We start from the raw sequence: 22,725 nt of genomic DNA on the forward strand, positions 1-22,725 counted from the left end.
CATTACTTCTAATCAGTTATGTTCTTCATCGAAAGCACTATTCGCCACGATCTCGACAATGAGATTCAACTGTTTCAGGTGGAGACACCATTTGTTGGCCAGCAAAGCGCCGGCCATTTATTGGAGGTTTCCGGTTGGATTGTCAGTTCAACGTCTGATCCGGTTGTAGAAATCATAGTAGGATGCGGTACTGCTCCGATCGCCGCCTTCCCCATCAATGTGGCGCGTCCTGACGTCGATGCAGCATTTCCTGGACTTGGCGCGGAGAAGGTATGTGGCTTTCGTGGCCTCATCCTTGCCGCTCGATTGCCCCGTCACTTCAAACTCTCGGTCGGTTATCGCACTATGTCTGGTGCCATCGGGAAGATTTACGAGTGTTCGGGGAAATACGAAGGCCTCTGTAGGCCGGCGCGCGCCTCCGCCTTTAATCCAGTGATGGTGACGAGCTTGGGGCGAACAGGCAGTAGCTGGCTAATGCACCTGCTCTTGCAGCATCCGTTATGTATGACACTAGATGATTGGCCTTACGAAGCCGCCGTCGTTCAGGCTGCGGTCGCTCGACTGCGGTCAGATGCGGAGCATCCGCATGGTAGAGAGCAGCCTCAATCATGGACACCTTTGGAATCGGGAAGCCGGTGGGGTTCCATAAACCCATTTGCCCATGAACACATTTTGCGATGGTTTGAAAGCGATCAAATTCAGATTTGGGCCGAGGCAGCCAGCTTGGATATCATCGCATTCTACCGGCGGCACTCAATTGAATTAGGAAAGCCGGGCGCAAGTTTGTTCCTAGAGAAGTTCAAGCCGGATGATAACGCGGCTGTCGCGCGTCAGCTATTTCCTGAGGCCCGCGAGATCCTGCTCGTCCGCGATTTCCGTGACATGGTTGCGTCGATCATCGCTTTCAACGAGCGGCGCCACGCGCTGGATTTTGGCGCAACTGCCGCGACCAACAATTCAGATTATGTTTCCTTGCTACGACCATCAGTGGAGGCGCTCCTTGAAGTGAGGACGTGCCGACCGGACGTTCTGGTATTGCGGTATGAAGATCTTATTGTGAACGAGCGCAACGAATTGGCGAAAGTGTTATTCCACATCGGGGCGGATCCAAGTGAAGAAGCCGTTGCGGAGGTACTGCACAATGCATACCTATCGTCGTCATCCTCAACGCATTTTGGGCACCGAACCTCAGCCGATGCCGTGCGGTCCATCGGCAGGTGGCGTTACGACCTGTCTACTGAGGTGGCCGAAGCCTGCCAGCGAGAGTTCAAAGATGTTTTGGGAGCATTTGGTTATTCTTGAAGCGATGCCTCGATACTCGACCTACCCAAAGAAATCAGCCACGGCGTGAGTTCACGAGCGAGCGGACTCTTCATCGGCAGGATTCGCCGCCGTCCCTGATCTGCAGGGAGGGTGCAAATTCTTCTCGCTGGCATCGGGTGGACGGCCGTTCCTCAAGGCGCTTGGCGCCAATGTCTCGCCGCCATTCGATGGTTGAAAAATCGACCCGCATGCTGTCGGACCGAATTGCCGCCGCGGTCACCGGTAGAGCGACTATCAATCCGTCAGGATGCTCATAGCCTTCCGAGATCACGACACCCGTGACCTCATCCCCGGTCATCAGGCGCCAGAGCTGGCGCTTTTCATGATGGCATGAAGCGAAATAAGAGGCCGCTTCTTCTGTGGATTTTCCCGGCGCAAGCGCCTTCTCGACCCAATGCGAAACGACGGTCCAATCTTTCATGTTGATTGGAGAAGGCTTTGCGACAAGCACGGTCGCCGCTTCGGGTTTCCCAGTTGCGTTGATCATTTTATGCTCTCGTGGTATGTGCAGTCTTTTTTTGTGGGGGATTTTTGAAATGGTTGATGTCGTTCGCGACTGCCAGATTAACGTCTATAATTTTCGCAGATTACTGACTGAGGAGCCCGCAGCACAGTACGGAGTGCTGCGTTTTGATCCCAACAACACTTGCAATCTTCACTGCGTCTATTGCCACAATCATCGATCTGACCAAGTCATCGACACCGATGAATTTTCGACGTTTCTTCAAACGAAAATTCTTGGAACCTCTGGGTTCCAGGTCGGATGCATCATGGAGCCTACGCTGGATAAGCGCATGGCCGATTTCATGCTTTTGGTCGCCAATTCCCCCGCAAAGCCGACCAACGAATTCATTCTGCAAACCAACGGAATTCTTTTGCACCGTCATGACCCCAAGAAGATGAACGATGCAGGTCTCACACGTCTCTCTGTTTCCATGGATGCCGCAGATCCAGAAATTCAAAAGAGCCTTCGGGGCGGCATGAGTCTCGAAAAAGTTCTGCGCAACGTTGAGGGCTTCATAAAAAACTGCCCAGAAGTTGCGATCGATTTCATCACGACAGTAACGTCTGCGAACATCGATAAACTCGACACTCTCGTTACACTCGGTTGCGGTCTCGGTATTCGTAGGTTCATATTCCGAGAATTATTTTATTACCCCGACAACAACGTCGTCGATCACTCCCGGATGCCAGGACTGATGCTCAAGCGAGGTCAGTTTATGCAAATGGCCGAGTTGATGAAGGTACGCTTCGGAGACAAGGCTCAGTTGATTTTTGCTGCGAATGAAGAGCTGGACGCATCTGCGAAGACTATGTCAGAAAACTCTAAGTTCACCGGCCGCCAGGCGCTCGCTGCACAGTCGCATCAGGCGGATTAGCCCAATATATAGAGCGTCTCGCCACTTGACGCGGGATATGTGCCGTCATAATTACGGACGGCAACAACTGTCCCGCTCGCTATGATAAAACCTTGTAGCTGCTTGTTGGTTACCGCGGCTGTACCACTCCAATTCCACGGACCCACAGTTGTAGCCCCTGTATATGGCAAAGAGATATAGATAAGTCCTGAGCCTGTCCCATTCGTCGTTATCGTCACTTCGATTGTCACGAAAACGATCTTTCCTAGACTTCCCGAGTATCCTGTGTTTGTACCAGCCGTAGTTATCGAGCCTGAGCCTGACGCCACTGATGCAGGCGGATAAGTCCCATCTTTTGATCAGTGAACAGCGGATTATAGTGAAGAATGAAGCGGGAAGCATAAGAAGTCGAGCTCGTGATTATTTTCCCTCAAGCTCTTCCTTTAGGATCGCTTGTGGAGGGTGAGTTCCGACACGACTTTCTTCATTTGCTTGCTTCGCCGCTTGCTGGACGCATCTGATTGAAGGTGCTCTCTGGTCGTTACTTCTGAACCGAGATCTGGCCTAATCGCTCCGTAATTTGTTCTCCGGAGGTGCGAGTTGGTTTAATCTTTCCGCGTATCTCATCCCCACGGACAGATAACTGAAGTTACGTAGAAGATTGATTCGCGCTTTTTGGCCGATCGCTTTTCCCAATCGCGGATTGTCAACCAACCGCATCATAATGGCAGCAGCATAATCGACACTTGGGTCTGCCCAATTCTGGTCTTGCCAGTGAGGATATTCGTTTGGTTTGACGGGGATGAGATCGTAGGGCACGAGATAAGCTGTATCATCATTGCAGAATTCCATATTGCCCGAGTAGTTTGTTGCTATGACCGGTTTTGACAGCGCCATGGCTTCCGCGAGGCCGAAGCCAAAGCCTTCGGAGCGGTGAAGTGAAACGAAACAGTCGCAAAGCCAAACGAGAGCTTTCATTTCAAGCTCCGGCAGCGTCCCGTCGATAATCAGAACACGGTCTCCCATGCCCGCGATCGCTTGATCAAATTCCTTCTTCATTTCTGGTCGGCGAACTGCGTTATTCGTTTTGAGAACAAGAATGACGTCCGCGTAAGGGCTTTTCGTAATAAGTTGCCGAAAGGCCTCAATGACCGCGAAGGGGTTTTTTCTCCCGATGTACGAGAGAAAATCAAAGGAGAAAAAAAACGCATACGCGCTCTCGCGTATTCCAAAGTGTCGGCGCGACATAAGAGCGAGTCGAGCGACCTCACACGCGAGAGGCAACGTCACGACGGGAATTGCCACAGCCTTTGCGATAGCGTCTCGAGTGAACTTAGACGACGCCCAAACTTCGTCGAAGCGATTGAGCTCCTCTGCCCATTCCTGCGGATAGCGCTCCAGCTCCCACGCCGGGTAAATGATATTTCGACTGCCCTCAGAGAAAGGATTCCGATTTCGGAGATGAGTAACGGATTGGGCCACTTCATCGCCGTTGATGCAGAAAATATTGACACCGTTGCCAAGAGAAGCCGAAGACGCGGAGGAGAATTCCACTGGCAATTCTTTGTCAGCTCTTCCCTGCGGACCGTAGATGTCGACAAGGACCGGGTCGGCTCCTACTTCCTGCAACGCACGCCAAACGGAGCGGACGTGTTCACCCATACCAATTGGAGCCGTCGGATGACCGACGACGCGAGGTCGGAGCTTCTCCATTTGAGATGGTTTAGTTGCGGTGCCCGACAAAGCTGTGCCTCCCATTCGCAATATTATGCTGCGCGTTCCTCAGCGCTTGCAGATAATCGTGCCCGAAGCGTCGGTCTGGCTCGAGATAGCTTCCTTCGCACCATTCGTTCCAGGCATTGATGAACACGAGCCGCTCGTCACCGACGTTTTGCTCGAGGGTTCGCTGGTACGTCCATTCGAGCCAAGCCTGAAAAGCGCCAGGCGTAGAGTGTTCCAAGACGAGGCTCTGGGTTTGGTGGCGGGGCGAATTATCCCAACCAACTAGAACGGAGCGAAGACGTTTAAAGCCCGGCTCTGCGCGCTTGGTGTAATTATGGATAAGCTCGCGATAATCACGGACAGTTCCAGTCCAGTTGGGATTTATGCGCTGCACCGAAAGAGGGCGGCTATCGGCCATCCCGTGAGGTGGAAATTCTACCGTGATGTCGCAGCCATAAAGTCGCGGATCTTCGGGTGCCGCAGACAATTCGAAGCTTTCGACCATCGCGACGCAGATTTCGCCTATGCCGGCCTCTCGGCACGCATCACGCCAAATATTCATTGCGCGATGTGGATCGGGAAGCGATTTTATTCGGTAGACAAGGATAAGCGGTCTATCGTGTATCCTGATGTAGTGTGGTGAGCGAAAATAGCGGATCAAATCTCCTATAAGCTGACGCGTGTCGTCGTCCGTATAAGACTGCGCAATTAGGACGTCATTCTCTTGTCCGTCCCAACGGCGCGTCCAGTTCTCGTTGGCCCAGCAAAGACAGAATGGAAAGTCCGGGCGACCAGTCGACAACATCTGCTCCAGCGGATGTTCCAACAGCCGTTTACCGTCGAACCAATAATAATAATAGCAAAACCCCGAAAGACCGTATCTTCGCGCGAGGTCAGCTTGCTGCACCATGACCTCGTTGAGCCGCAAGTCATAGTACCCTAGATCGGCAGGATAGCGTGGTTGATTGTGGCCAACAAAGTTCTGCACGGCCTTTGTGACATTTGTCCATTCGGTGAAGCCCTTGCCCCACCAAAGATCGTTTTGCGCTATCGGATGGTATTGCGGGAGATAGAAAGCGAGCGTTCGAATATTTTTGTCGAGAAGGCGATCAATCCACCGCGAGACGAATATATCGCGATTGCGCGCGATGCGGCGGTGCTTCGTCTTTTGCTTATCCGACGTCATATCATCAGTAGTTGCGCTCAGATGATGGGCAACTACGGCCTCGTGAACATAAACGATCGATAATCCGCACTCGCGCACCTTCATGCTTAGATCTGCGTCTTCGCAATAAGCGGGAGCGTATACGGGATCGAAGCCCCCCATTTTATGGAAGAGACTGCGAGATATCAGCATCGCTGCGGCAGATACATGCTCCACTTCACGATCATAGTTGAAGCGCGGAGCTCCGGGATGCGTGCCAAATCCGATAAGGGAGCCGGTGCCATCCTTATTAAGCAGGCACCCCGCTTCTTGAAGCCAGCCATCAAAACTAAGCAACTTTGCGCCAACGATACCAACTTTTCCATTTGAGCGTTCGATAGATGAAACAAGATGTTCGATACAACGCTCGGATATCTGAGCGTCGTTGTTCAGAAAGAAGAGGTATTTACCTTTGGCGGCTTCAGCCGCCTTGTTGCACGCAGGCCCAAAGCCGAGATTTTCTGCGAATCGCAGGACGATCAGTTCCGGATGGGTCGTTAGGCTTTCGTAGAGACGATCCTTTGATGCGTTATCCGCAATGATCACTTCAATGTCGAATGTCGAAGGTAGAGTTCGGCTTATAGAAGAAAGACATTCTGCCGTCAGGACTTCCTGATTAAGGCAAGGAATGATTATGGAGACGAGAGGTTGTCGATTGGCGCTACCGTGACTTTCCGCTCGATGAAACCGCATAGCAGAAACGACTTCGACAACATTTTTGTCCTTCAGAGACTGACAAAACACTGGCTTCTGAATATTCGGCGAGCGGCAGTCCTGGCTTTCGTAGCTTACTGTTCGGACGCGCTCATAGTCGGTCCAGTCCTCGGGCACGAACTTTATCGTGCGAATTGCCCCTGCAGTCTTAATTTGGATGGATCGTGTCGGAAGGGCTTTGGGCGCAAGCGCAATCGGGCGATTTGGCCACCAAGCCACGAACAACTCGCGTGGTCGTCCCGATTTGTGCTGCACTAAAAATTTTGTCAGGTGACGTGGGCGCCCGTCGGAATGGAATAGCGTCTTCCGTAGGAACTTGCGGGGTCGCCCGTCGGGTCGAAATGCTAGGCCGCGAAATATATTCGCCAGCGCCGATTCACGTGGTTCAAAAGTAGTCATCTTGGCCCTTAAATGTTGGCTTGGCGTATAATCAAAGTTCCCCGCACTGCTCGGTTGCCATTACCCTGCAAGTGACAACCGAGCCAACCTGTACTACTGCATAGGAAATTTATGCCATGCCATAATCTATTTGAACTCTGCTGGCTTAGTTTGGCGCGACTGCAGGATGGCGACCTCAGCAATACAAACGGCTCGTCGAAGCCGCAATCAGCCAATGCCAAATGGCCACGCTTCAATCTTGCGGACGCGCTTTCGCCAACAGATCGTTGGTAACATTATCTAATATTTCTTGGTCGACGGCATACTCGTCAACAAGCAATTTTGTCTCCATCGGGACCTAGCGGACAGAATGAGCTGATTGCCTACGAGAGAGTTTGAGCTCATAGCAACAGCCGGTAGGACGGGCCTCGCCGGAGATACCGCCTGTGAGGCAACATTCGATGAGGTAAAGACGGTTTATAGCGCTTCCCTGGCTTTGGCCTAGGTCGCACCTGGGATTCGGCTTCTAAAAAAATGCGGTTACGAATGGGGAAAACCGGGAATGAGGTATTGCGCTTTCGAGAAGCTCGGGATCATAGAGACCTAATAATTCGCACCGGCGGTCACGAGGGCCGCGACAAAATCGGCGATTGCTAAGACGACCTGCTACGCCTGGCCCGATATTCGAGTAACTACATCGATCATCAATAATTCCAGGTTCTGGGCGGTACATTGATTGCGGCAGAGTTCCGCGACGCTGTCGCCGTCTCTCTGCACTCCGAGAACGATTCGGATCTTGCAGCCGAACAGTGCCCCTTTGGTGGCTCGACGAATATGTCTCATCGTCCCCCCGTCGGGAGGAGTTTGCAAAAGCTGGAGCTCTCGCATCGCGACTTGGCTGTCGCCTTTACAGATGCCGAGAGAACCATCGATCGGACGGCGTCATAATGTCGTCAAACCGCACTCGTCGTGGAATTATCGGCCGCCGACTCCAGAAGCGATCTTGTCGCCAGCGTCCGGTCTGCCATACGCTGTCATATAGTTGCTCGAGAAAAAGGGGGGGTGCATCCAATGCTTTCACACGTCACGGAGATGATCGGAGAGGTTGAGCGCGACCCTTCGATATCCGACTTCTCATCTGCCGTTTCGGCTCTTCGTGCCATTGGCCTTGATGATTTTGGGCGGTTCTTTATTGAGCTTCCGAACCCAGCCTTTCCCAAGCTATCGAGCATTCTTCCAAGAATGGCGAGCAATGACGTTCAACGGAACTGGACCGGCCAGTGCGGCGTACCGCTACTGAAACAATCCCTAGCTGTTACGAGATCCATGTCCTCGGTCTTTGCGGAAATCACAGGCAGCTCGTTGTCGGGCAAGCGCGTCCTCGATTTCGGATGCGGATACGGACGTCTCGCCCGCCTGATGTTCTATTTCACCGATCACGTTGAAGGCGTAGACCCATGGTCGAAATCCATAGAGATCTGTCAAGACTGCGGGCTCGATGGCTTTAAGCAATCCGACTATCTTCCTTCCGACCTTCCATTTCCAGGGGGCGAGACGTTCGACTTGATCTACGCGTTCTCCGTCTTCACCCATCTGTCAAAGCGAGCAACGTTGACTGCACTCAAAACGCTTCGGAACTACGTTTCCAACAATGGCGTCCTGATGATCACCATCCGACCGGTCGAATACTGGGACGCTGCAGAACGAGATAAATCGCTTAGGAATACTAGCGTAAACGATTGTATCAAAAAACACGATATCGAAGGCTTCTGTTTTGTGCCTCACGACAGACCGCCCGTCGATGGCGACGTCACCTACGGCGACACATCCATGACGCTGGAATGGTTACGCAGGAACAATAACAATTGGGAAGTCGCCAAGATCGATAGGTCAATCGAAGATACGTATCAAATCTATGTCTATCTCACACCGGCGAGCTTGTAATTGACCGCGAACGATCCGAAGGCATTACTATTGATGGTTGGAAGTTCCGCATGCTCATACGAGATCAGTTGGCGCTGCCTTGCAATCGCCGTTGCTCGGCGGCTCAGATCCGACGCGAAGCTTCATTCTGGCCTATCTCTTGGGCAACCATAAGCCTTCAGAGCACATCCACTCCGAAAATCGTTCCGAGTTCGCAGCGATCACCGCGCGCGAATGGTCGGGTCAAGACCCTCTACGTCGGACCGGGAAGCTCATAGGAGAACGGATGCTGCTAGAGCCTGAACTCGAAGCTTTGAGACGAGCTTCTCAATGGTGAGATGTTCGCAACACTGCGAGAGGACTGCCGGCGATATTACAGCGCGGCCACATCCCACTCTGTATTATCAGCCGCGGTCCAGAAGCGATCTTGCCGCCAGCAACTGGTCTGCCCTACGCTACGCTTCGGTCAGCCGAAATGCTCGCCACGACGGTCGGCTCAATCAAGATAGGCAGGTTAAGTGGTGCTGCGAGTACAATTTAAATTACAGAAATTAGACGTGCTTTCACTCGTCGCCATTGTGCCATCGTCCAATTATGTGCAAACAAATCCGCTGTACAATTTTAAAAATGATAGCGGCTCGGATGAACACACGTCATGGAATTAATCCAACTTGATATCCCCGATGTCATCATAATCCCACAAAAGCGCTTCCCCGATGCAAGAGGTTATTTTACCGAACTATACAGCGCCAAGTCTCTCGAGCAGTTAGGCATCGAAGACTTTTTCGTCCAAGATAATTTCTCGCTGTCTACTACTACTGGAACCATCCGGGGTTTGCATTTCCAGATTCCGCCGCATTCGCAGGCAAAGCTCGTCCGCGTCAGTCGCGGACGCATCTTGGACGTAGCTGTCGACATCCGGCGCGACTCTTCGACATACGGCCAACACGTTGCTGTCGAACTCTCTGCCCAGAATGGCCTTCAGATTTACATTCCTCACGGCTTCGCCCACGGCTTTTGCACTCTGGAACCAGAGACCGAGGTTGTCTATAAAGTTTCAAATTATTATGCCCCTCAAGCGGAAGGGGGGATTTTATGGTCTGACCCGGCCTTGAATATTGATTGGCCGATAGGCCAAGATGCGGCCATCGTCTCGGAAAAGGACGCCGTGCTTCCGTTATTGAAGGACCTCACTCCAGTTTTCTAATTTTAACTTTGTTTTCGGGGGAAAGCATGAGGGTCATCGTTACAGGCGGAGCCGGCTTCATAGGCTCGGCGCTCGTTCGCTATCTTGTTCGCGATCGGGGCTGGGAAGTCCTGAACGTTGATAAGCTGACCTATGCGGCCAATCTGCAGTCGCTTTCCTCCTTATCTGGCCGGTCGAACTATCGCTTCATGCAAGCTGACATCGGCGACCATGTCGCGATGCGTCACGCATTTTCTGATTTTCAGCCTGACGGCGTGATGCATCTTGCCGCCGAGAGCCACGTAGACCGCTCGATCTCCTCTTCGGCGGAATTCATCAAGACGAACGTTCTGGGTACCCATGTTCTGCTGGAGGCGGCGCGCCGCTACTGGAGCGAACTACCCGTGACACGGGGCGACACATTCCGGTTCCTGCATGTTTCGACGGACGAAGTCTTCGGCACCCTCGACGAGGGCGACTTTTTCACCGAAACTACCGCCTATGATCCGAGATCGCCCTACTCCGCCAGCAAGGCGTCATCCGATCATCTCGTCAGCGCCTGGCGCGAGACCTATGGGCTGCCCACTCTGATCACGAACTGCTCGAACAACTACGGACCCTACCACTTCCCGGAGAAGCTGATCCCGCTCATCCTCCTTAATGCGTTGGAGAAAAAACCTCTGCCGGTTTACGGCGATGGCAGGCAGGTGCGCGATTGGCTTTATGTCGAAGACCACGTCAAAGCGCTGACGACGGTCTTGGAGCGCGGGCGGATTGGCGAAACCTATAATGTCGGTGGCCGAGCTCCGACTGAGAATATCACCGTCGTCGAACGCATCTGCGATCTTCTCGACGCGCGCGTCCCGAATGAAGTGCCGCGCCGAAATCTTATCAGATTTGTGACGGACCGGCCTGGCCACGACCGTCGCTATGCCATCGACCCGACCAAGATCGAGACGGAACTCGGCTGGCGCGCGGAAAAAACATTCGACACTGGCATCACCGCCACTGTTGATTGGTATTTGAATAATGACTGGTGGTGGCGTCCGCTGCGCGAGAACGTCTACTCAGGAACTCGACTTGGCTTGCTCGCTGACCCTGCTCCAGCAAAGACAGAGCTCGCGGAGAATTCGGTGTGATGGGCGATGTCAACACCGTTCTGATCATCGGGCGTAACGGTCAAGTCGCCCGATCTCTCGACGAAACGCTGACGTCGTACGGGCATAGCGTCATTAAAATCGGCCGCCCCGAAGTCAATCTTGCCGATCCCCGAACCATATCAAACGCGATCATCGCCGCTCGGCCCAGATGGGTTATAAATTCTGCGGCCTACACTGCGGTCGATCGCGCCGAAGATGAGCCCGAAGCCGCCCGCGCCGCAAACGCCGAGGGAGCCCAAGCAGCCGCAGAGGCCGCTGCTCGGGTTGGAGCGCCGATTGTCCATTTCTCGACGGACTACGTCTTCGATGGCGAGAAGCGCACGCCCTATGTCGAGACAGATCCGGTATCGCCAATTGGAGTCTACGGCCAAAGTAAGCTTGCCGGCGAAATGCTCGTCGCCAATGCCAATCCCAAGCATATAATTTTGCGAACGGCATGGGTCTTCAGCCCATTCGGTAACAATTTCGCAAAGACGATGCTGCGCCTCAACCAGGAGCGGCCCGCGATCAATGTCGTCGATGATCAACACGGCAATCCGACCTACGCTCCGGATCTTGCGGATGTCGTCCGCCAGATCGTCAATCGACTAGAAGAGTCGTCGCTCCCGTCGGATCGGTTCGGTGTGTTCCACGCTGTGAATGCCGGTCCTACGACGTGGTACGGTTTTGCTAAAGCCATCATCGCCGGCGCCGCGGACCGCGGCGCACCTCGAGCAGACGTACATCCGATCGAGACGAAAGATTACCCCACCAAGGCCCAGCGCCCCGCTTACTCCATGCTATCAACCGACAAGCTCGCGCGCATCTATGGCGTTCGACTGCGGCCATGGACCGCGGCTTTGTCTGATGCACTTGATCGCCTCGTCGGCGCAGACAACAACGAAGCACCGCACCGATTGGGACAGGATTTCGGTTAACATCATGAGCGCAAAGAAGGGCATTATTCTCGCCGGAGGGAGCGGCACGCGTCTTTATCCGCTGACGCTCGCACTTTCGAAACAGCTTCTCCCCGTTTACGACAAGCCGATGGTTTACTATCCGCTGTCGACGCTAATGCTAGCGGGAATCCGCGACATCCTGATCATCACCACACCGCATGACCAGCCCCTTTTCAAAACTCTTCTGGGATCAGGCGAGCAGTTCGGAATTTGTTTGAGCTACGCCGTCCAGCCGACACCCGAAGGACTTGCACAGGCATTCCTGATCGGACGGGAATTCGTCGGCAACAATCGCTGCGCCCTCATTTTAGGCGATAACATTTTTTACGGCCACGGTCTTGCGGATTTGCTGCGCGCAGCCGCCGAACGAGAAGACGGCGCGACAATCTTTGCATATGAGGTTGCCGACCCCGAGCGATACGGCGTCGTAACATTCGATTCCGCCGGAAAGGCCCAGACCATCGTCGAGAAACCCAAAACTCCAAAATCGCGGTGGGCTGTTACGGGCATCTATTTCTATGATGAACGCGTTGTCGAACTCGCTTCCCGCGTTACGCCATCGGCACGTGGCGAACTCGAGATCACGACGTTGAATGAAATGTATCTAGGGCTTGATGCGCTCCACGTCGAAAAAATGGGTCGCGGCTTCGCGTGGCTTGACACAGGAACGTTCGAGAGCCTGATGGATGCAGGAGAATACATTGCAACGATCGAACGCCGGCAGGGGTTGAAAATTTCGTGCCCCGAAGAAATAGCATTTCGTATGGGTTATCTGTCGGCCGATGAAGTAATGACATCGCTTGATCGCCTGGGGAAGAGCGCCTATGCGGAGTACATAAGACGCATGCTGGCGGCTGAATAAGCACTTCCCACCACGAAGACGTGAACACTGATCTCATCTTCTTGATTGTTTTTCTGGGGATGGCCTTCAAATTTTTAGCGATGCGGGAGCCGAAGCGGCGGCCAAGATTTTCGCCAAAGATGGCTTCTGCGGTGAGGCAAGACAGGACAAGATCGTAGACCGCCGCCGCGCGAACCTGCTTTCCCGCTGGCGTACGCTTCGCATCGATGAAACAGGCATGCGTTCGGCCGTAGCATCAGGAACAAAGCCTGCTGATCGCAGCTGCACCGCTCACCAAAATCGCTGATAGTGCTGCGATCAATTCTGTGATGTGCGTGCCTCCGCCGCGGCGGCGCCGATTTGCGATGGAATCCTATTCCGCATCTCGTGTTAGCGACCGCGCGCGATTCAGAGTGCCCCTGCCGAAGGCTTCTGTTGATGGGACCGAGGCCCTCCTGTGAGGCGCTAACACCCGTCGTTTCATCGCGCCGAGAGGATACTTCAGTCTCTGCTTCAAGCTCCGAAGCCGTTTTTTTAACCGTGAGCTAATGCGGCGAGATCTCTGGACCCCGATCAAGGTCTCGTATTGATTCATTTTTTCCGCAATACGCGTGATGGTATCGACTAACACTCTGATGACTTCAGCGTCTTGTAGAGTTGCAGGACTATTTGCGATGGGTTCTTCAGGAAAATCTTCGGAAAACCACTTGCGCGAAAGTCGACCGCCGAAATATCGGCCGTTGAGTTCTCGCGTGACTTCACTGAAGCGCGCTTTAATCGCGTTGGTATCGTGTCGGCTTAGGAGTTCGACCAGGGGCTTGCCCTCAGGGATGAATTCGATGATCTCCCGTCGAATGGACTGTGCACGCCGCCAACCGTCCGCACACTGATCGAACTGCGGGAGGCCTTCGTTGATGTGTCTGAGGACTTCCAGGCGTTGTAAATCCAGAGAGATATTCCTGTCATCATCGAGCAATGGATTTGTAACCTCAACGCCCAACTGTTTGCAGAAATCTTGCCGAATATCGCCTCCTACCAATTGCGTTCGGCCGTACTCCCGCACGATCAAATTACTTTCGCCGAAAACCTCCGCCCACAAATCGAGCGTTTGCACGTGATTGAAGTAACGGATCTGAGGCACAATCCGGTTGGCATCGAACCTGAGGTTATTCCCGCACCGGATGCCCGTGGACCATGATGCCAAAGCGAGTTCTGACGGCTCGCGAGCATAAAAAACAATTTTGATGTCGTCCGTCGGCAACGCGTCGCGGAGCTTCCGAATCTGCCACAAGTGATCGAGACGAGATGATAAGTGCTCACACGAGAGGATAAGGGTGCCTTCCGCTATACGGCACATTTGCGTTAGATGAGGCAACACGGACGATAGCGTTCTATATCGCTCCACAGAGACGAACTCGACCGCGCTCGTGAGCACGGAAGCGGCTACAGGAAAATGAGCGTTATTTTCGAAGCATATTTCATCTGCCCCGCATGGGTAATAGAACCCTGCTTTTTCTAAAAGAGCGGCATTCCGCGTTAGAAAGTTTTGAAGAGTCGTCGTTCCTGTCTTCTCGCCACCGATATGCAGGAATGCGCGCTTGATCATGAGTCCCCCATCCCTCTGATGGTTGGGGGAGCAATGGGACTATGTCAAATAGCCTATAGCGAAATACACATATCTTCCCCTTGTTGAGCAATCAGAATATATTCACTTCGAGACTATTCCTGTTATTAGGCGTTGGTTCACCCGCCAGGAGAACGATTAATGAACGCACCTGCTCCACTTCTTCGGATATCTGTCCACACAACGGCATCACTGCGGCGACAGATCACTTGCGAAGCCTACCAGCCGAATGATCAAAACCTTCCGCACTCGAACTGAGTAACGGGATACGCAAAGATCTGCACACCCCGCCTATGCCTCCGATTTCATTATCAGCGACCCCGACCGCAGTAATTCCGAACTCGGTTAGAAAGGGATAAAGCCCCATCCTTTCGGCAAAGATTGACGGAAGAATTGAAACGGACGGCGACAGCAATCCGCGCACGCGATCAAAGAGGGTTGCATCTCCGCTTAACAGAACGGTGACGTCGTCACCGCGGCCCGATACTAAGTTAGCCAAACGGCACACGGCGGCAACAGCCTGATCGTCACACGCCCCCAAAATCAGCAGTACATGATTTATATTTCGCGGAGTTTTCATGACTTCGCCAATGAGACGTCCCTGAGCAAATTCACGCCCCGCGGCATATCCCAAATTGGCAACGCATATCGCCCACGCATTTTGCAACAATAATCTGATCGCGGATTTATTTACCTCGTAGTGCCTTCTTAAAGCTTGGGCGATGCGAACATGCTCATTATAAAAGCTCTCAGTCTTCAAGCTTGCTTTTGAACTGTTTGATGTGTGGACTCTGAAATAAGCCTTTGCATTCGGATCATAGGCAATTCGGCCGCCACGCGCGACACGACTGTAGAGATACCAGTCGCCGCAAATTCTATAAGATGTCAATTCAGAGAAGATGTCCAGACTGAACTCCTGTCTTCGGAAGAGGCAACCACCGACATTTGCAACAATGTTTTTGTTGCCAAACGGACCATTGAACCAGGAATAGGCACTCGCGATTATCGGCGCCCCCCAGAACTTCGATGCAGACAGCGGGAGACCTGATTGCGGAGCGACGATCCCCTCTCTGTCGATCGACTCTATCCGGCCGAACGCCATCATCACACTCGGATCGCTGAAATATGGAACAAGCGTGCCAAGAAATCTGGGATCACACGTATCGTCACTTTCGCACAGCCAGATTAAATCCCCTTTCGCCAATTCAAATCCCTTCTGCCACTGGCGAAAAATGCTTCCGGAATTCATTTCGTTGAACACAAGCTTCACGGGCACGGAAATGTCCCGCGTCATTTCAAGAATGACATTTCGGCTATCGTCCGTAGATGCATCATCCAAAATTATCAATTCGCTTACTTCTATTTCCTGGTCGAGAATAGACCGTATTCGCTCCTGAAGGAACGCGGCATGATTATAATTCGGAATAATCACCGATATCCTCGGCGTCCGCTTGTCTCGAAAGACCGGAAGCTCGCCATCAACCGATATGCCGTATTTCGCATTCTGGGGGGGCCCCGAATGCGGAACCGACTTGGTCCCAGCGAATTGCCTGCGCTGAAAACCATTAAATTCGATCGCTTCAACAAGACGTCCGCGAAACAATTTACGTTTGGAAGATTTGAGCGGATGCCGGATATAGGCCAACAGCTTCGCGAGCTTATGCCTCGGCCGGATTGTCCAGATCGCAGTCATTGTTCGCAGCGCACGGCGAGGTCGACATCAGCCCGCGCGCCCATTTGTGATTGGAAATTGCGCTGTCTCATTTATGAAGAAAATGACAATCTAACAAATCTTCCGGGATGCAAGCGGACGGCGTTGGCAAACATACGCAGCTTGAAGAAGTCCAGGCGACGGTGGTGGCTCGCAGCGAACAATAGAGCTTCCTGATAAAGCTTCTTATTTTGTTTCTTCATTCGAGGCGAAGTACTCTCGATCTTCTTTACAGCCGAGAATTTGGCGTCAAACAAAGCCGTGGGATCGAGAAGAATGAGTGTGGCTCGAAAAAATTCAATATGTTCAGATATGAGGTCATCCAGCAGCCGGTCATTCCAAAGATCCGGAGGACCACGATAGAATCTCGCCGGATCGGAATGGCCCGCCATTCTCAAATGATAACAAGCCTGCGCCAATGCTGCCGACACCCGCTGCTGAATTTTATGCTTTTCCGAGACACTCGCTCCGTGAATCCGATGAAGGATTCCAACAAATGGCAAATTATCCACCTTCGCGTGCTGCACTACTCTAAGCCACAAATCATAATCTTCGGCATGCCGGAAAGCTTCCCGATAGCCTCCAAGCTTTAAGATAGGCACGCGACGCATCATTACCGTCGGGTGACATAGTTCACAGCTGCGAAGCAACGCTTCCGAAACCGCTCCTTCTCCCTGCACAACAGTTGGAGCGTGCAGCACGCGACCGCGACCGTCGATCAATTTCCTCGCCGTGCCGACAACCCAAACGTCTGGGCGCCGGGCCAAATATTCAAGCTGCTGCGCAAGACGACCAGGCAAACAAACATCGTCCGCATCCATGCGGGCGACGATAGGAGCAGTCGCACTCTCAAGCCCGATATTTAGGGCAGAAACTAGACCTACTTTGCCACGACTGATGACGCGAACTCGCGAATCGCGATCTTCGAAGTTCTTCAAAATAGCACTGGAAGCATCACTCGATCCGTCGTCGATGCAAATGAGTTCAAAATCGCGAAGTTCCTGTCGAAGGACACTTTCAATCGCCTGAGATAGATATTTCTCCGCATTATAGACGGGCATAATGACAGACAGAATTTTGCTCATCTCACCCTCATCCCGCCTTTGGTGCTTTGTATCCGCTCCCACAGCACCGCTGCTAGCCAACGGAGATCGACAATTGAGAAAGAACCGAGCTTGAATGGCATTCCAGCCTCGCAGCTGAACTTCGACCACAGGCGCACTGATCTCACTCCACTTGAACCCGGCCCAGTCCGGCCGCCAATTTAAGCGGCGTTCACTTTCAATCGCCCAACGATCCGCTCATAAAAATTGTCGGCGCTGGCTGAAACGGCACCCAAGGCGAACTTCTGCGCACAATAGCTGCGGCCCTCTTGAGCGAGCCGGCTCATCATCCCCGGGGCGCCAATTAAGGTGGACACCTGATCGGAGATATCTCCAACAGAAAAACGATCAGGCAAAAACAATGCATATTTGCCGCTGACTTCCTTCAGTCCCCCAGTCCCAGAACTGACAACTGCACAACCGGCAGCGTGAGCTTCCAGTGCGGTACGGCCAAATGGCTCCTCCCATCGGGATGGCACAAGTGCAATCGCAGCTTCTTCTAATCGCTCCCGAACGACGGCAAGTGTTTGATTGACCTCCACCACCACCCGATCCGCGACGGGACGTAACGTCGCCATGACATCCTGAAGATAATCGGGAAACCGCTGTGTCTCGCTCAGTATGAATCGGGCAGACCAAGATGGCTCTCTACCCAGAATATCGACAACGGCCTCGGCGGCTTCTTTAATGCCTTTTTCCGGTGCCGCACGGCCAACGCAGATAATCTCGCGACGGCGCGTATTAGCAGGCTGCCAATCGCTGAAATCCAAGCCATTGTAAACAACCGACATAGGGGTTGTAACTTCGGGCCAATCTGCGCGAAATTGATCTCTGCACGTCTCGCTGACGAAAATAATTCCTGCCAGAGCTTTGTATTGATTAACGTGCCATCTACGTTTCAGCACGTTCAATACGCCTTTTGCCGGCACCGATTTGATCATGTTGTGCTTGTGCAAGATCACAGGCGTAGAAACTCTGCGTGCCACTCCGGCTGCAGTCGGAAGATGCTGTTGAACGACAATAAGATCGGCCGAGCTCTCCTGCGCTTGGTCCAACGCAAACTTCGTCTTTTTTGTCTTGTGGCGATCTATTGACGGCGGGTACGTTGAGATGTTCAACCCCGAAAACAGCGTCTCATTCTCACAACAAAGTATTTTTGTCGTATCTCGATAACGACTGGCTTTGATGAGATCATATACGCAAAGATCAATCGACGTCGCATTGGAGGGACCAAAGCGCATATTTCGGGGCATGAAACAGGTTATGCGCATCCAGTCCGATTACCCCCTCCAAGCCTCAACCTGAGTGCATGCCTTTGACTGCACAGTCAAGCCAAACAAAGATCCGACAGCCCCGCAACATCGCGCAAATGTCTAAATAGCTTCCGCGAGCGGCTGCTTGGTTTCGAGGAACTTCGCAAACTGCAGCTTGAACAGACGGCTATAAGCGCCGCCTGCGGCCATCAACTGCTCATGAGTGCCACTCTCGATGACACGACCGGCTTCTATCACATGGATCAAATCGGCATGCAGGATCGTCGACAGCCTATGAGCGATGACGAGCGTCGTCTTCCCTTCCGTCAAGCGTCGCAATTCGCGCTGGATGACGTCTTCCGTCTCACTGTCGAGCGCCGACGTCGGTTCGTCCAACAGAATGATCGGCGCATTCTTCAGAAAGGCACGCGCCAGGGCAATGCGCTGGCGCTGACCGCCTGAGACTTGCGCGCCAAGTTCGCCGACCTGCGTATCATAGCCACGCGGCAGTGATTTGATGAACTCGTGTGCGCTCGCTGCTTTGGCTGCTTCGATGCACTGCTCTTCAGAAGCAGTTTCGTGGCCGGCCCGAATGTTATCGATGATCGACCCTTCAAACAGGAAAGCATCCTGGCCGACGACTGAGATGTTCTGCCTCAAGGACTTCAGCGAGACGTCAGCAATCGACTGGCCATCGATCTCGATGGTGCCGGCGTCCGGGACACGCAGACGCTGGAGGAGCGAGAAAATCGTGGTCTTACCGCCGCCGGAATGACCAACGAGCGCCGTCACCTTTCCCGCAGGCACGGAGAGTGTCATGTGCTCAATGACCGGCTTGTTCGCCACATATCTGAACGCGACGTCGTGAAGGGCAATCTCGCCGCCTTTGACATGAAGTTCAGGCCTGCCCGGTGGCTCATCTTCTCGCGCCGGCGTATCCAAGATCTCATACATCATCCGCACACCAATCGAGGCGGAGGCGAGTTGCAGTTGGACACGCGAAAGACGGCGCCCCGGATCGGAGCACATGAGCAAGGCGGTGATAAACGCAAAGAACTGGCCAGGGCTTGCGCCATGATAGAGATTTTGCCAGCCGGCGTAGAAAATGACGGCGGCAACAGCACAGCCGCCGATAGCCTCCATCAAAGGGTTAACGCCGGCCTGAATGCGCAGCATCTTGTTGGACAGTCGTTGGACGGCTTCGATGGCGTTAAACATGCGACCGCGCATCGTATTCTCGAGCTGGAAGGATTTGACGACCTGCGCTCCCTGACTGAGCTCGCGCGTCGCCTGGATGATGCCGGCCATCGAATGAATTTCACCCTTCGTCGCTTTCTTGATGCGCGCCACCATCTTGCGCGATGAGATCGCAGCGACAGGGCCGCCGATCAGCGCGATCGCCGACAGAACGGGATCGAGCACGATCATCGTGCAAACGAGACCCACGATCGTGAACAAGTCGCGCCCCACATTCAACGAAACAAGCGTGAGCATGTCCCGCACGGCGCTGGCATTATAAGATATGAGGGTGACGAGATTGCTCGAACTGTATTGTTGAAAGAAGCCGACATCGACTTTCAACATGTGGTTGAACATGCGTTTTTGCGTATCCGCAACGAGGCGGTTGCCAATGTTGCCGACGATGACCTCAGAGAAATAGGCCGCAACACCCTTGGCGATGAAAATCCCGACGATAAGGAACGTAATGCCGATCAACGCTTCGCGATTCTGATTCACGAAGATCGTGTCGATAACGGTCTTCAGCACATAAGCACTTAGAGACGTCGTGCCCGCGACAAGCAACATGCAAATGATGGCGATCGCGTATCGCGGGGCGTACTCCCGGCCATTCTCGCGCGCTAGGCGTTTCAATAAATCGAGGGTTGTAGGCGTCGTCGACGGCGTCGGCATCCGCTTCTCTCTGCTTTCACGACTGACCGCCGCGCCGGCTCGCGCAACGCCCAAACGCGTTGATTTGTACAAGGGCCAAAATCAACGTACGCATCCGCATGCGCAACAACGCTGACAGCACTAAGCCCGTTCTACGTAAATCTCACCGGCGGGCGGCCTCTTGGGATATAATCAAAATCTGCCAGCGAGGGTACCACGCTCCCTTCTTGGTCCACATGTGTTTCCGTCTAGGTGTGGCCCAATCGCGACGACTCTCCGGCCGCAATACCGGACTTGGCGTTTCGAGGCCCCAGCGCGTTGATGGTGCTCGCCTAAGATAGGATAGGAAAACTGCTAGAAGGAAAGTCGGCCCAAAAAGTGGCCGACTAGCATATCTCTGCTAGAGAGCATCGATCATTGTTCCCTGTTACGCCACCCCGAGCAAAGCATAATAATCAGGCCCCCCCGCAGTGCACGCCGAAAAGCTTGAGATTCCGGATGTTCTTCTGATCCATTTCAAGCGCTTTTACGACAACAGGGGCTTCTTCACCGAGCTTTATAACGACGAGGAGTTCGCGCGAGCGGATATTCAAGAAACGTTCGTACGAAGCTCGTGCGCGTTAGCCGCGGACGCATCTTCGACGTGGCGGTCGATTTACGACGGCAATCTTTGACATAGGGGCAGCACGTTACGGCTGAACTTTCGGCTGAGAACGGCCTACAGTTGTACATTACCCGGGCTTCGCACACGGTTTTTGCACACTCGAGGCCAACACCGGGGTCGTCTATAAAGTATCGAGCTACTATGCTCCGCACGCCGAAAAAGGAATTCTATGGACGGATCCGCAGTTGGCCGGTCGATCCGAAAGACGCAACCATTTCCGGCAAAGACGAGGTGCTGCCTTCGCCGGCGGCTTCTGGCTGATATGGTGGCTGGGCTTCAATCTTTCGGTAGCAGTGGCCGTTGGCTTCATCGCGCTTGCCGGCGTCGCGGCCGAGACCGGCGTCGTGATGCTGATTTATCTCGATAACGCCAAGCGCGAGATCCAGGCGGAATGTCTGCTTCAGGGACAGCAATTCACGCGTGAAGACCTCTACCATGCCATCATGGTCGGCGCAGTTGAACGCGTCCGACCGAAGATGATGACGGTTGTTGCTATCATGGCTGGATTGCTGCCCATCATGTGGAGCACCGGCACAGGTTCTGACGTCATGCAGCGTATCGCCGTGCCAATGATCGGCGGCATGGTCTCGTCCACGCTGCTGACGCTGATTGTTATCCCGGCGATCTATGGGTTGGTGAAGGACTGGAGGCTTCCCATGGCCGCATCGGTGCAATCCCGTCTGCATCATAGCTCGCAGGTAAGCACGGCAAGAAAATCAGACCTCCGAGGGAAGTCGGAAGTTAGCTTTATGGCCCTTCGTGTCAGGACTGCAGTGTCCGCTGTTTAAGGCGATGTCGTCATGAAGTCTCTCGATGCCCCCTGTCCTTATCTATTATCTCCCATTTAGAAGAAGCGATGAAGAGCTGGCGCGGAGACCTTCACGGATACAGGCGACAATGGCTTCGTCCGCTCTGGGAGAATGCACTACATATGCGGAGTAAGAAAATTCCGGGGCGTTCTCGACGAGCGACAGCCGACCATCTTCCAGATATGGGCAAATGAAGCCGCGCCGAAAATATCCGCGGCCGCCGATGGCCAATATGTATTCGAGGGCAAGTGGGCCATAGCTGACCGCAACTGTGGATGCAGGCTCATCCGGAAAAGCCGAATAATATGCGTCGGCGAATTCTTGCCCCCAATCGATTTGAACGGTTTGCGATGTACAGTGTAACGAGGACGGACGATTTGACTCCGCCAGCACCAATTTTTCTTCGAAAATGAGCTCGGCGACCAGACCAGGCCGCCGCGGCGCGCCATAAAGAACGGCGGCGTCAAGCGAACCCTCCTGCACCTGATCTATCAGACGATCAGCGGTGTCGACCCGTACCGAAAGAGCAAGTTCAGGATGCGACTGACGCATCCACACCAACCAAAGCGGAACGATCGGATGCGAGATGCTGAGTTCCGCCCCCAACATTACGACTGTATCCTGCGCCTGAGATAACCGGATGGATTGCGTGGCCTGATCTGCAAGCCTGACGAGACTTACAGCGTATCTTTGAAATTTTTGCCCTGCCGGCGTTAATTGCGTCCCGACTTTGTTGCGGACAAAAAGAGGACAACCCAACTCTTGCTCAAGAACACGGATGCGTGCGCCGATCGCAGTCTGCGTTACGTGCAAATTCGTGGCAGCCGCTGCGAAGCTTCCCGTTTTGAGGACCTCAAGGAATGTGCGAGCCGCAGTGATGTCCATGTTGTATCAGGTCTAACCAAGCAGGCAAAGAACGAGGTT

At 53.5% G+C, this 22,725-nt stretch carries 16 protein-coding genes and 2 pseudogenes; 9 read left to right on the forward strand and 9 right to left on the reverse strand.

What is annotated here, in order from left to right; genetic code table 11:
- Positions 1-18: 18 nt before the first annotated feature.
- Positions 19-1,302 carry a sulfotransferase gene (locus RLW55_RS16415; RefSeq protein WP_423414771.1) on the forward strand — a complete coding sequence of 428 codons (1,284 nt, stop codon included), beginning with the start codon at positions 19-21 and terminating at the stop codon, positions 1,300-1,302.
- A 70-nt stretch (positions 1,303-1,372) separates the two neighbouring features.
- Here RLW55_RS16415 and RLW55_RS16420 read toward each other — a convergent pair whose 3' ends face one another.
- Positions 1,373-1,810 (reverse strand): hypothetical protein, encoded by a 438-nt coding sequence (locus RLW55_RS16420; protein ID WP_423414772.1) that lies wholly within the window; start codon positions 1,808-1,810, stop codon positions 1,373-1,375.
- Positions 1,811-1,859: 49 nt separating this feature from the next.
- Here RLW55_RS16420 and RLW55_RS16425 point away from each other — a divergent pair, with 49 nt between their 5' ends.
- On the forward strand, positions 1,860-2,702 hold the full coding sequence (locus RLW55_RS16425) for a radical SAM protein (protein WP_423414773.1): 843 nt from the start codon (positions 1,860-1,862) through the stop codon (positions 2,700-2,702).
- 543 nt (positions 2,703-3,245) lie between these two features.
- Here the strand turns inward: RLW55_RS16425 and RLW55_RS16430 are convergent.
- Positions 3,246-4,424, reverse strand: a complete 1,179-nt coding sequence (locus RLW55_RS16430) for a glycosyltransferase family 4 protein (RefSeq protein WP_423414774.1) — start codon at positions 4,422-4,424, stop codon at positions 3,246-3,248.
- Positions 4,405-6,540 (reverse strand): glycoside hydrolase family 99-like domain-containing protein, encoded by a 2,136-nt coding sequence (locus tag RLW55_RS16435; RefSeq protein ID WP_423414775.1) that lies wholly within the window; start codon positions 6,538-6,540, stop codon positions 4,405-4,407. The genes RLW55_RS16430 and RLW55_RS16435 overlap by 20 nt, the downstream gene beginning before the upstream one ends.
- 1,230 nt (positions 6,541-7,770) lie before the next feature.
- Between RLW55_RS16435 and RLW55_RS16440 the strand changes: the two genes are divergently transcribed.
- From RLW55_RS16440 to rfbA, 5 genes are all read left to right on the forward strand, one after another.
- Positions 7,771-8,643 carry a class I SAM-dependent methyltransferase gene (locus tag RLW55_RS16440; RefSeq protein ID WP_423414776.1) on the forward strand — a complete coding sequence of 291 codons (873 nt, stop codon included), beginning with the start codon at positions 7,771-7,773 and terminating at the stop codon, positions 8,641-8,643.
- A 634-nt stretch (positions 8,644-9,277) separates the two neighbouring features.
- Positions 9,278-9,829 (forward strand): dTDP-4-dehydrorhamnose 3,5-epimerase, encoded by a 552-nt coding sequence (rfbC, locus tag RLW55_RS16445; RefSeq protein ID WP_423414777.1) that lies wholly within the window; start codon positions 9,278-9,280, stop codon positions 9,827-9,829.
- A gap of 26 nt (positions 9,830-9,855) precedes the next feature.
- Complete coding sequence (gene rfbB / locus RLW55_RS16450; protein ID WP_423414778.1) at positions 9,856-10,947, forward strand: dTDP-glucose 4,6-dehydratase; 1,092 nt, start codon at positions 9,856-9,858, stop codon at positions 10,945-10,947.
- A complete protein-coding gene (rfbD, locus tag RLW55_RS16455) occupies positions 10,947-11,885 on the forward strand; it encodes a dTDP-4-dehydrorhamnose reductase (RefSeq protein WP_423414779.1) in 939 nt (312 codons plus the stop codon). Before rfbB ends, rfbD begins: the two co-directional genes overlap by 1 nt.
- A 4-nt stretch (positions 11,886-11,889) precedes the next feature.
- On the forward strand, positions 11,890-12,768 hold the full coding sequence (gene rfbA, locus RLW55_RS16460) for a glucose-1-phosphate thymidylyltransferase RfbA (RefSeq protein ID WP_423414780.1): 879 nt from the start codon (positions 11,890-11,892) through the stop codon (positions 12,766-12,768).
- 352 nt (positions 12,769-13,120) lie between these two features.
- Here the strand turns inward: rfbA and RLW55_RS16465 are convergent, their stop codons facing one another.
- From RLW55_RS16465 to RLW55_RS16485, 5 genes are all read right to left on the reverse strand, one after another.
- A complete protein-coding gene (locus RLW55_RS16465; RefSeq protein ID WP_423414781.1) occupies positions 13,121-14,353 on the reverse strand; it encodes a hypothetical protein in 1,233 nt (410 codons plus the stop codon).
- 223 nt (positions 14,354-14,576) lie between these two features.
- Positions 14,577-16,016 carry a glycosyltransferase family 2 protein gene (locus RLW55_RS16470; RefSeq protein WP_423414782.1) on the reverse strand — a complete coding sequence of 480 codons (1,440 nt, stop codon included), beginning with the start codon at positions 16,014-16,016 and terminating at the stop codon, positions 14,577-14,579.
- Between the two features lie 119 nt (positions 16,017-16,135).
- The gene (locus RLW55_RS16475) at positions 16,136-17,167 is read right to left on the reverse strand and encodes a glycosyltransferase family 2 protein (protein WP_423414783.1); all 1,032 of its coding nucleotides are present in this window, start codon (positions 17,165-17,167) and stop codon (positions 16,136-16,138) included.
- A 179-nt stretch (positions 17,168-17,346) separates the two neighbouring features.
- Positions 17,347-18,456: a glycosyltransferase family 4 protein gene (locus tag RLW55_RS16480; RefSeq protein ID WP_423414784.1), complete on the reverse strand. Its 1,110-nt coding sequence runs from the start codon at positions 18,454-18,456 to the stop codon at positions 17,347-17,349.
- A gap of 102 nt (positions 18,457-18,558) precedes the next feature.
- The gene (locus tag RLW55_RS16485) at positions 18,559-20,349 is read right to left on the reverse strand and encodes an ABC transporter ATP-binding protein (protein WP_423414785.1); all 1,791 of its coding nucleotides are present in this window, start codon (positions 20,347-20,349) and stop codon (positions 18,559-18,561) included.
- Between the two features lie 449 nt (positions 20,350-20,798).
- Here RLW55_RS16485 and RLW55_RS16490 point away from each other — a divergent pair.
- Positions 20,799-21,007 (forward strand): annotated as a pseudogene (locus RLW55_RS16490) (dTDP-4-dehydrorhamnose 3,5-epimerase family protein).
- A 221-nt stretch (positions 21,008-21,228) separates the two neighbouring features.
- Positions 21,229-21,780, forward strand: a pseudogene (locus RLW55_RS16495) (efflux RND transporter permease subunit); the annotation flags it as partial.
- 45 nt (positions 21,781-21,825) lie between these two features.
- Here the strand turns inward: RLW55_RS16495 and RLW55_RS16500 are convergent.
- Positions 21,826-22,686 carry a LysR family transcriptional regulator gene (locus RLW55_RS16500; RefSeq protein ID WP_414462563.1) on the reverse strand — a complete coding sequence of 287 codons (861 nt, stop codon included), beginning with the start codon at positions 22,684-22,686 and terminating at the stop codon, positions 21,826-21,828.
- Between the last annotated feature and the right edge of the window lie 39 nt (positions 22,687-22,725).

This window comes from Hyphomicrobium sp. B1 (genome assembly GCF_049532635.1).
Classification (GTDB): Bacteria; Pseudomonadota; Alphaproteobacteria; order Rhizobiales; family Hyphomicrobiaceae; genus Hyphomicrobium_B.

Bases quoted from the DNA above. Each gene is read 5' to 3' on its own strand.
- RLW55_RS16480 (WP_423414784.1), bottom strand. From the start codon at position 18,456: ATGCGCATAACCTGTTTCATGCCCCGAAATATGCGCTTTGGTCCCTCC.
- rfbB (WP_423414778.1), top strand. From the start codon at position 9,856: ATGAGGGTCATCGTTACAGGCGGAGCCGGCTTCATAGGCTCGGCGCTC.
- RLW55_RS16425 (WP_423414773.1), top strand. From the start codon at position 1,860: ATGGTTGATGTCGTTCGCGACTGCCAGATTAACGTCTATAATTTTCGC.
- RLW55_RS16500 (WP_414462563.1), bottom strand. From the start codon at position 22,686: ATGGACATCACTGCGGCTCGCACATTCCTTGAGGTCCTCAAAACGGGA.
- rfbC (WP_423414777.1), top strand. From the start codon at position 9,278: ATGGAATTAATCCAACTTGATATCCCCGATGTCATCATAATCCCACAA.
- rfbD (WP_423414779.1), top strand. From the start codon at position 10,947: ATGGGCGATGTCAACACCGTTCTGATCATCGGGCGTAACGGTCAAGTC.
- RLW55_RS16440 (WP_423414776.1), top strand. From the start codon at position 7,771: ATGCTTTCACACGTCACGGAGATGATCGGAGAGGTTGAGCGCGACCCT.
- RLW55_RS16475 (WP_423414783.1), bottom strand. From the start codon at position 17,167: ATGAGCAAAATTCTGTCTGTCATTATGCCCGTCTATAATGCGGAGAAA.
- RLW55_RS16420 (WP_423414772.1), bottom strand. From the start codon at position 1,810: ATGATCAACGCAACTGGGAAACCCGAAGCGGCGACCGTGCTTGTCGCA.
- RLW55_RS16485 (WP_423414785.1), bottom strand. From the start codon at position 20,349: ATGCCGACGCCGTCGACGACGCCTACAACCCTCGATTTATTGAAACGC.
- RLW55_RS16465 (WP_423414781.1), bottom strand. From the start codon at position 14,353: ATGATCAAGCGCGCATTCCTGCATATCGGTGGCGAGAAGACAGGAACG.
- rfbA (WP_423414780.1), top strand. From the start codon at position 11,890: ATGAGCGCAAAGAAGGGCATTATTCTCGCCGGAGGGAGCGGCACGCGT.
- RLW55_RS16415 (WP_423414771.1), top strand. From the start codon at position 19: ATGTTCTTCATCGAAAGCACTATTCGCCACGATCTCGACAATGAGATT.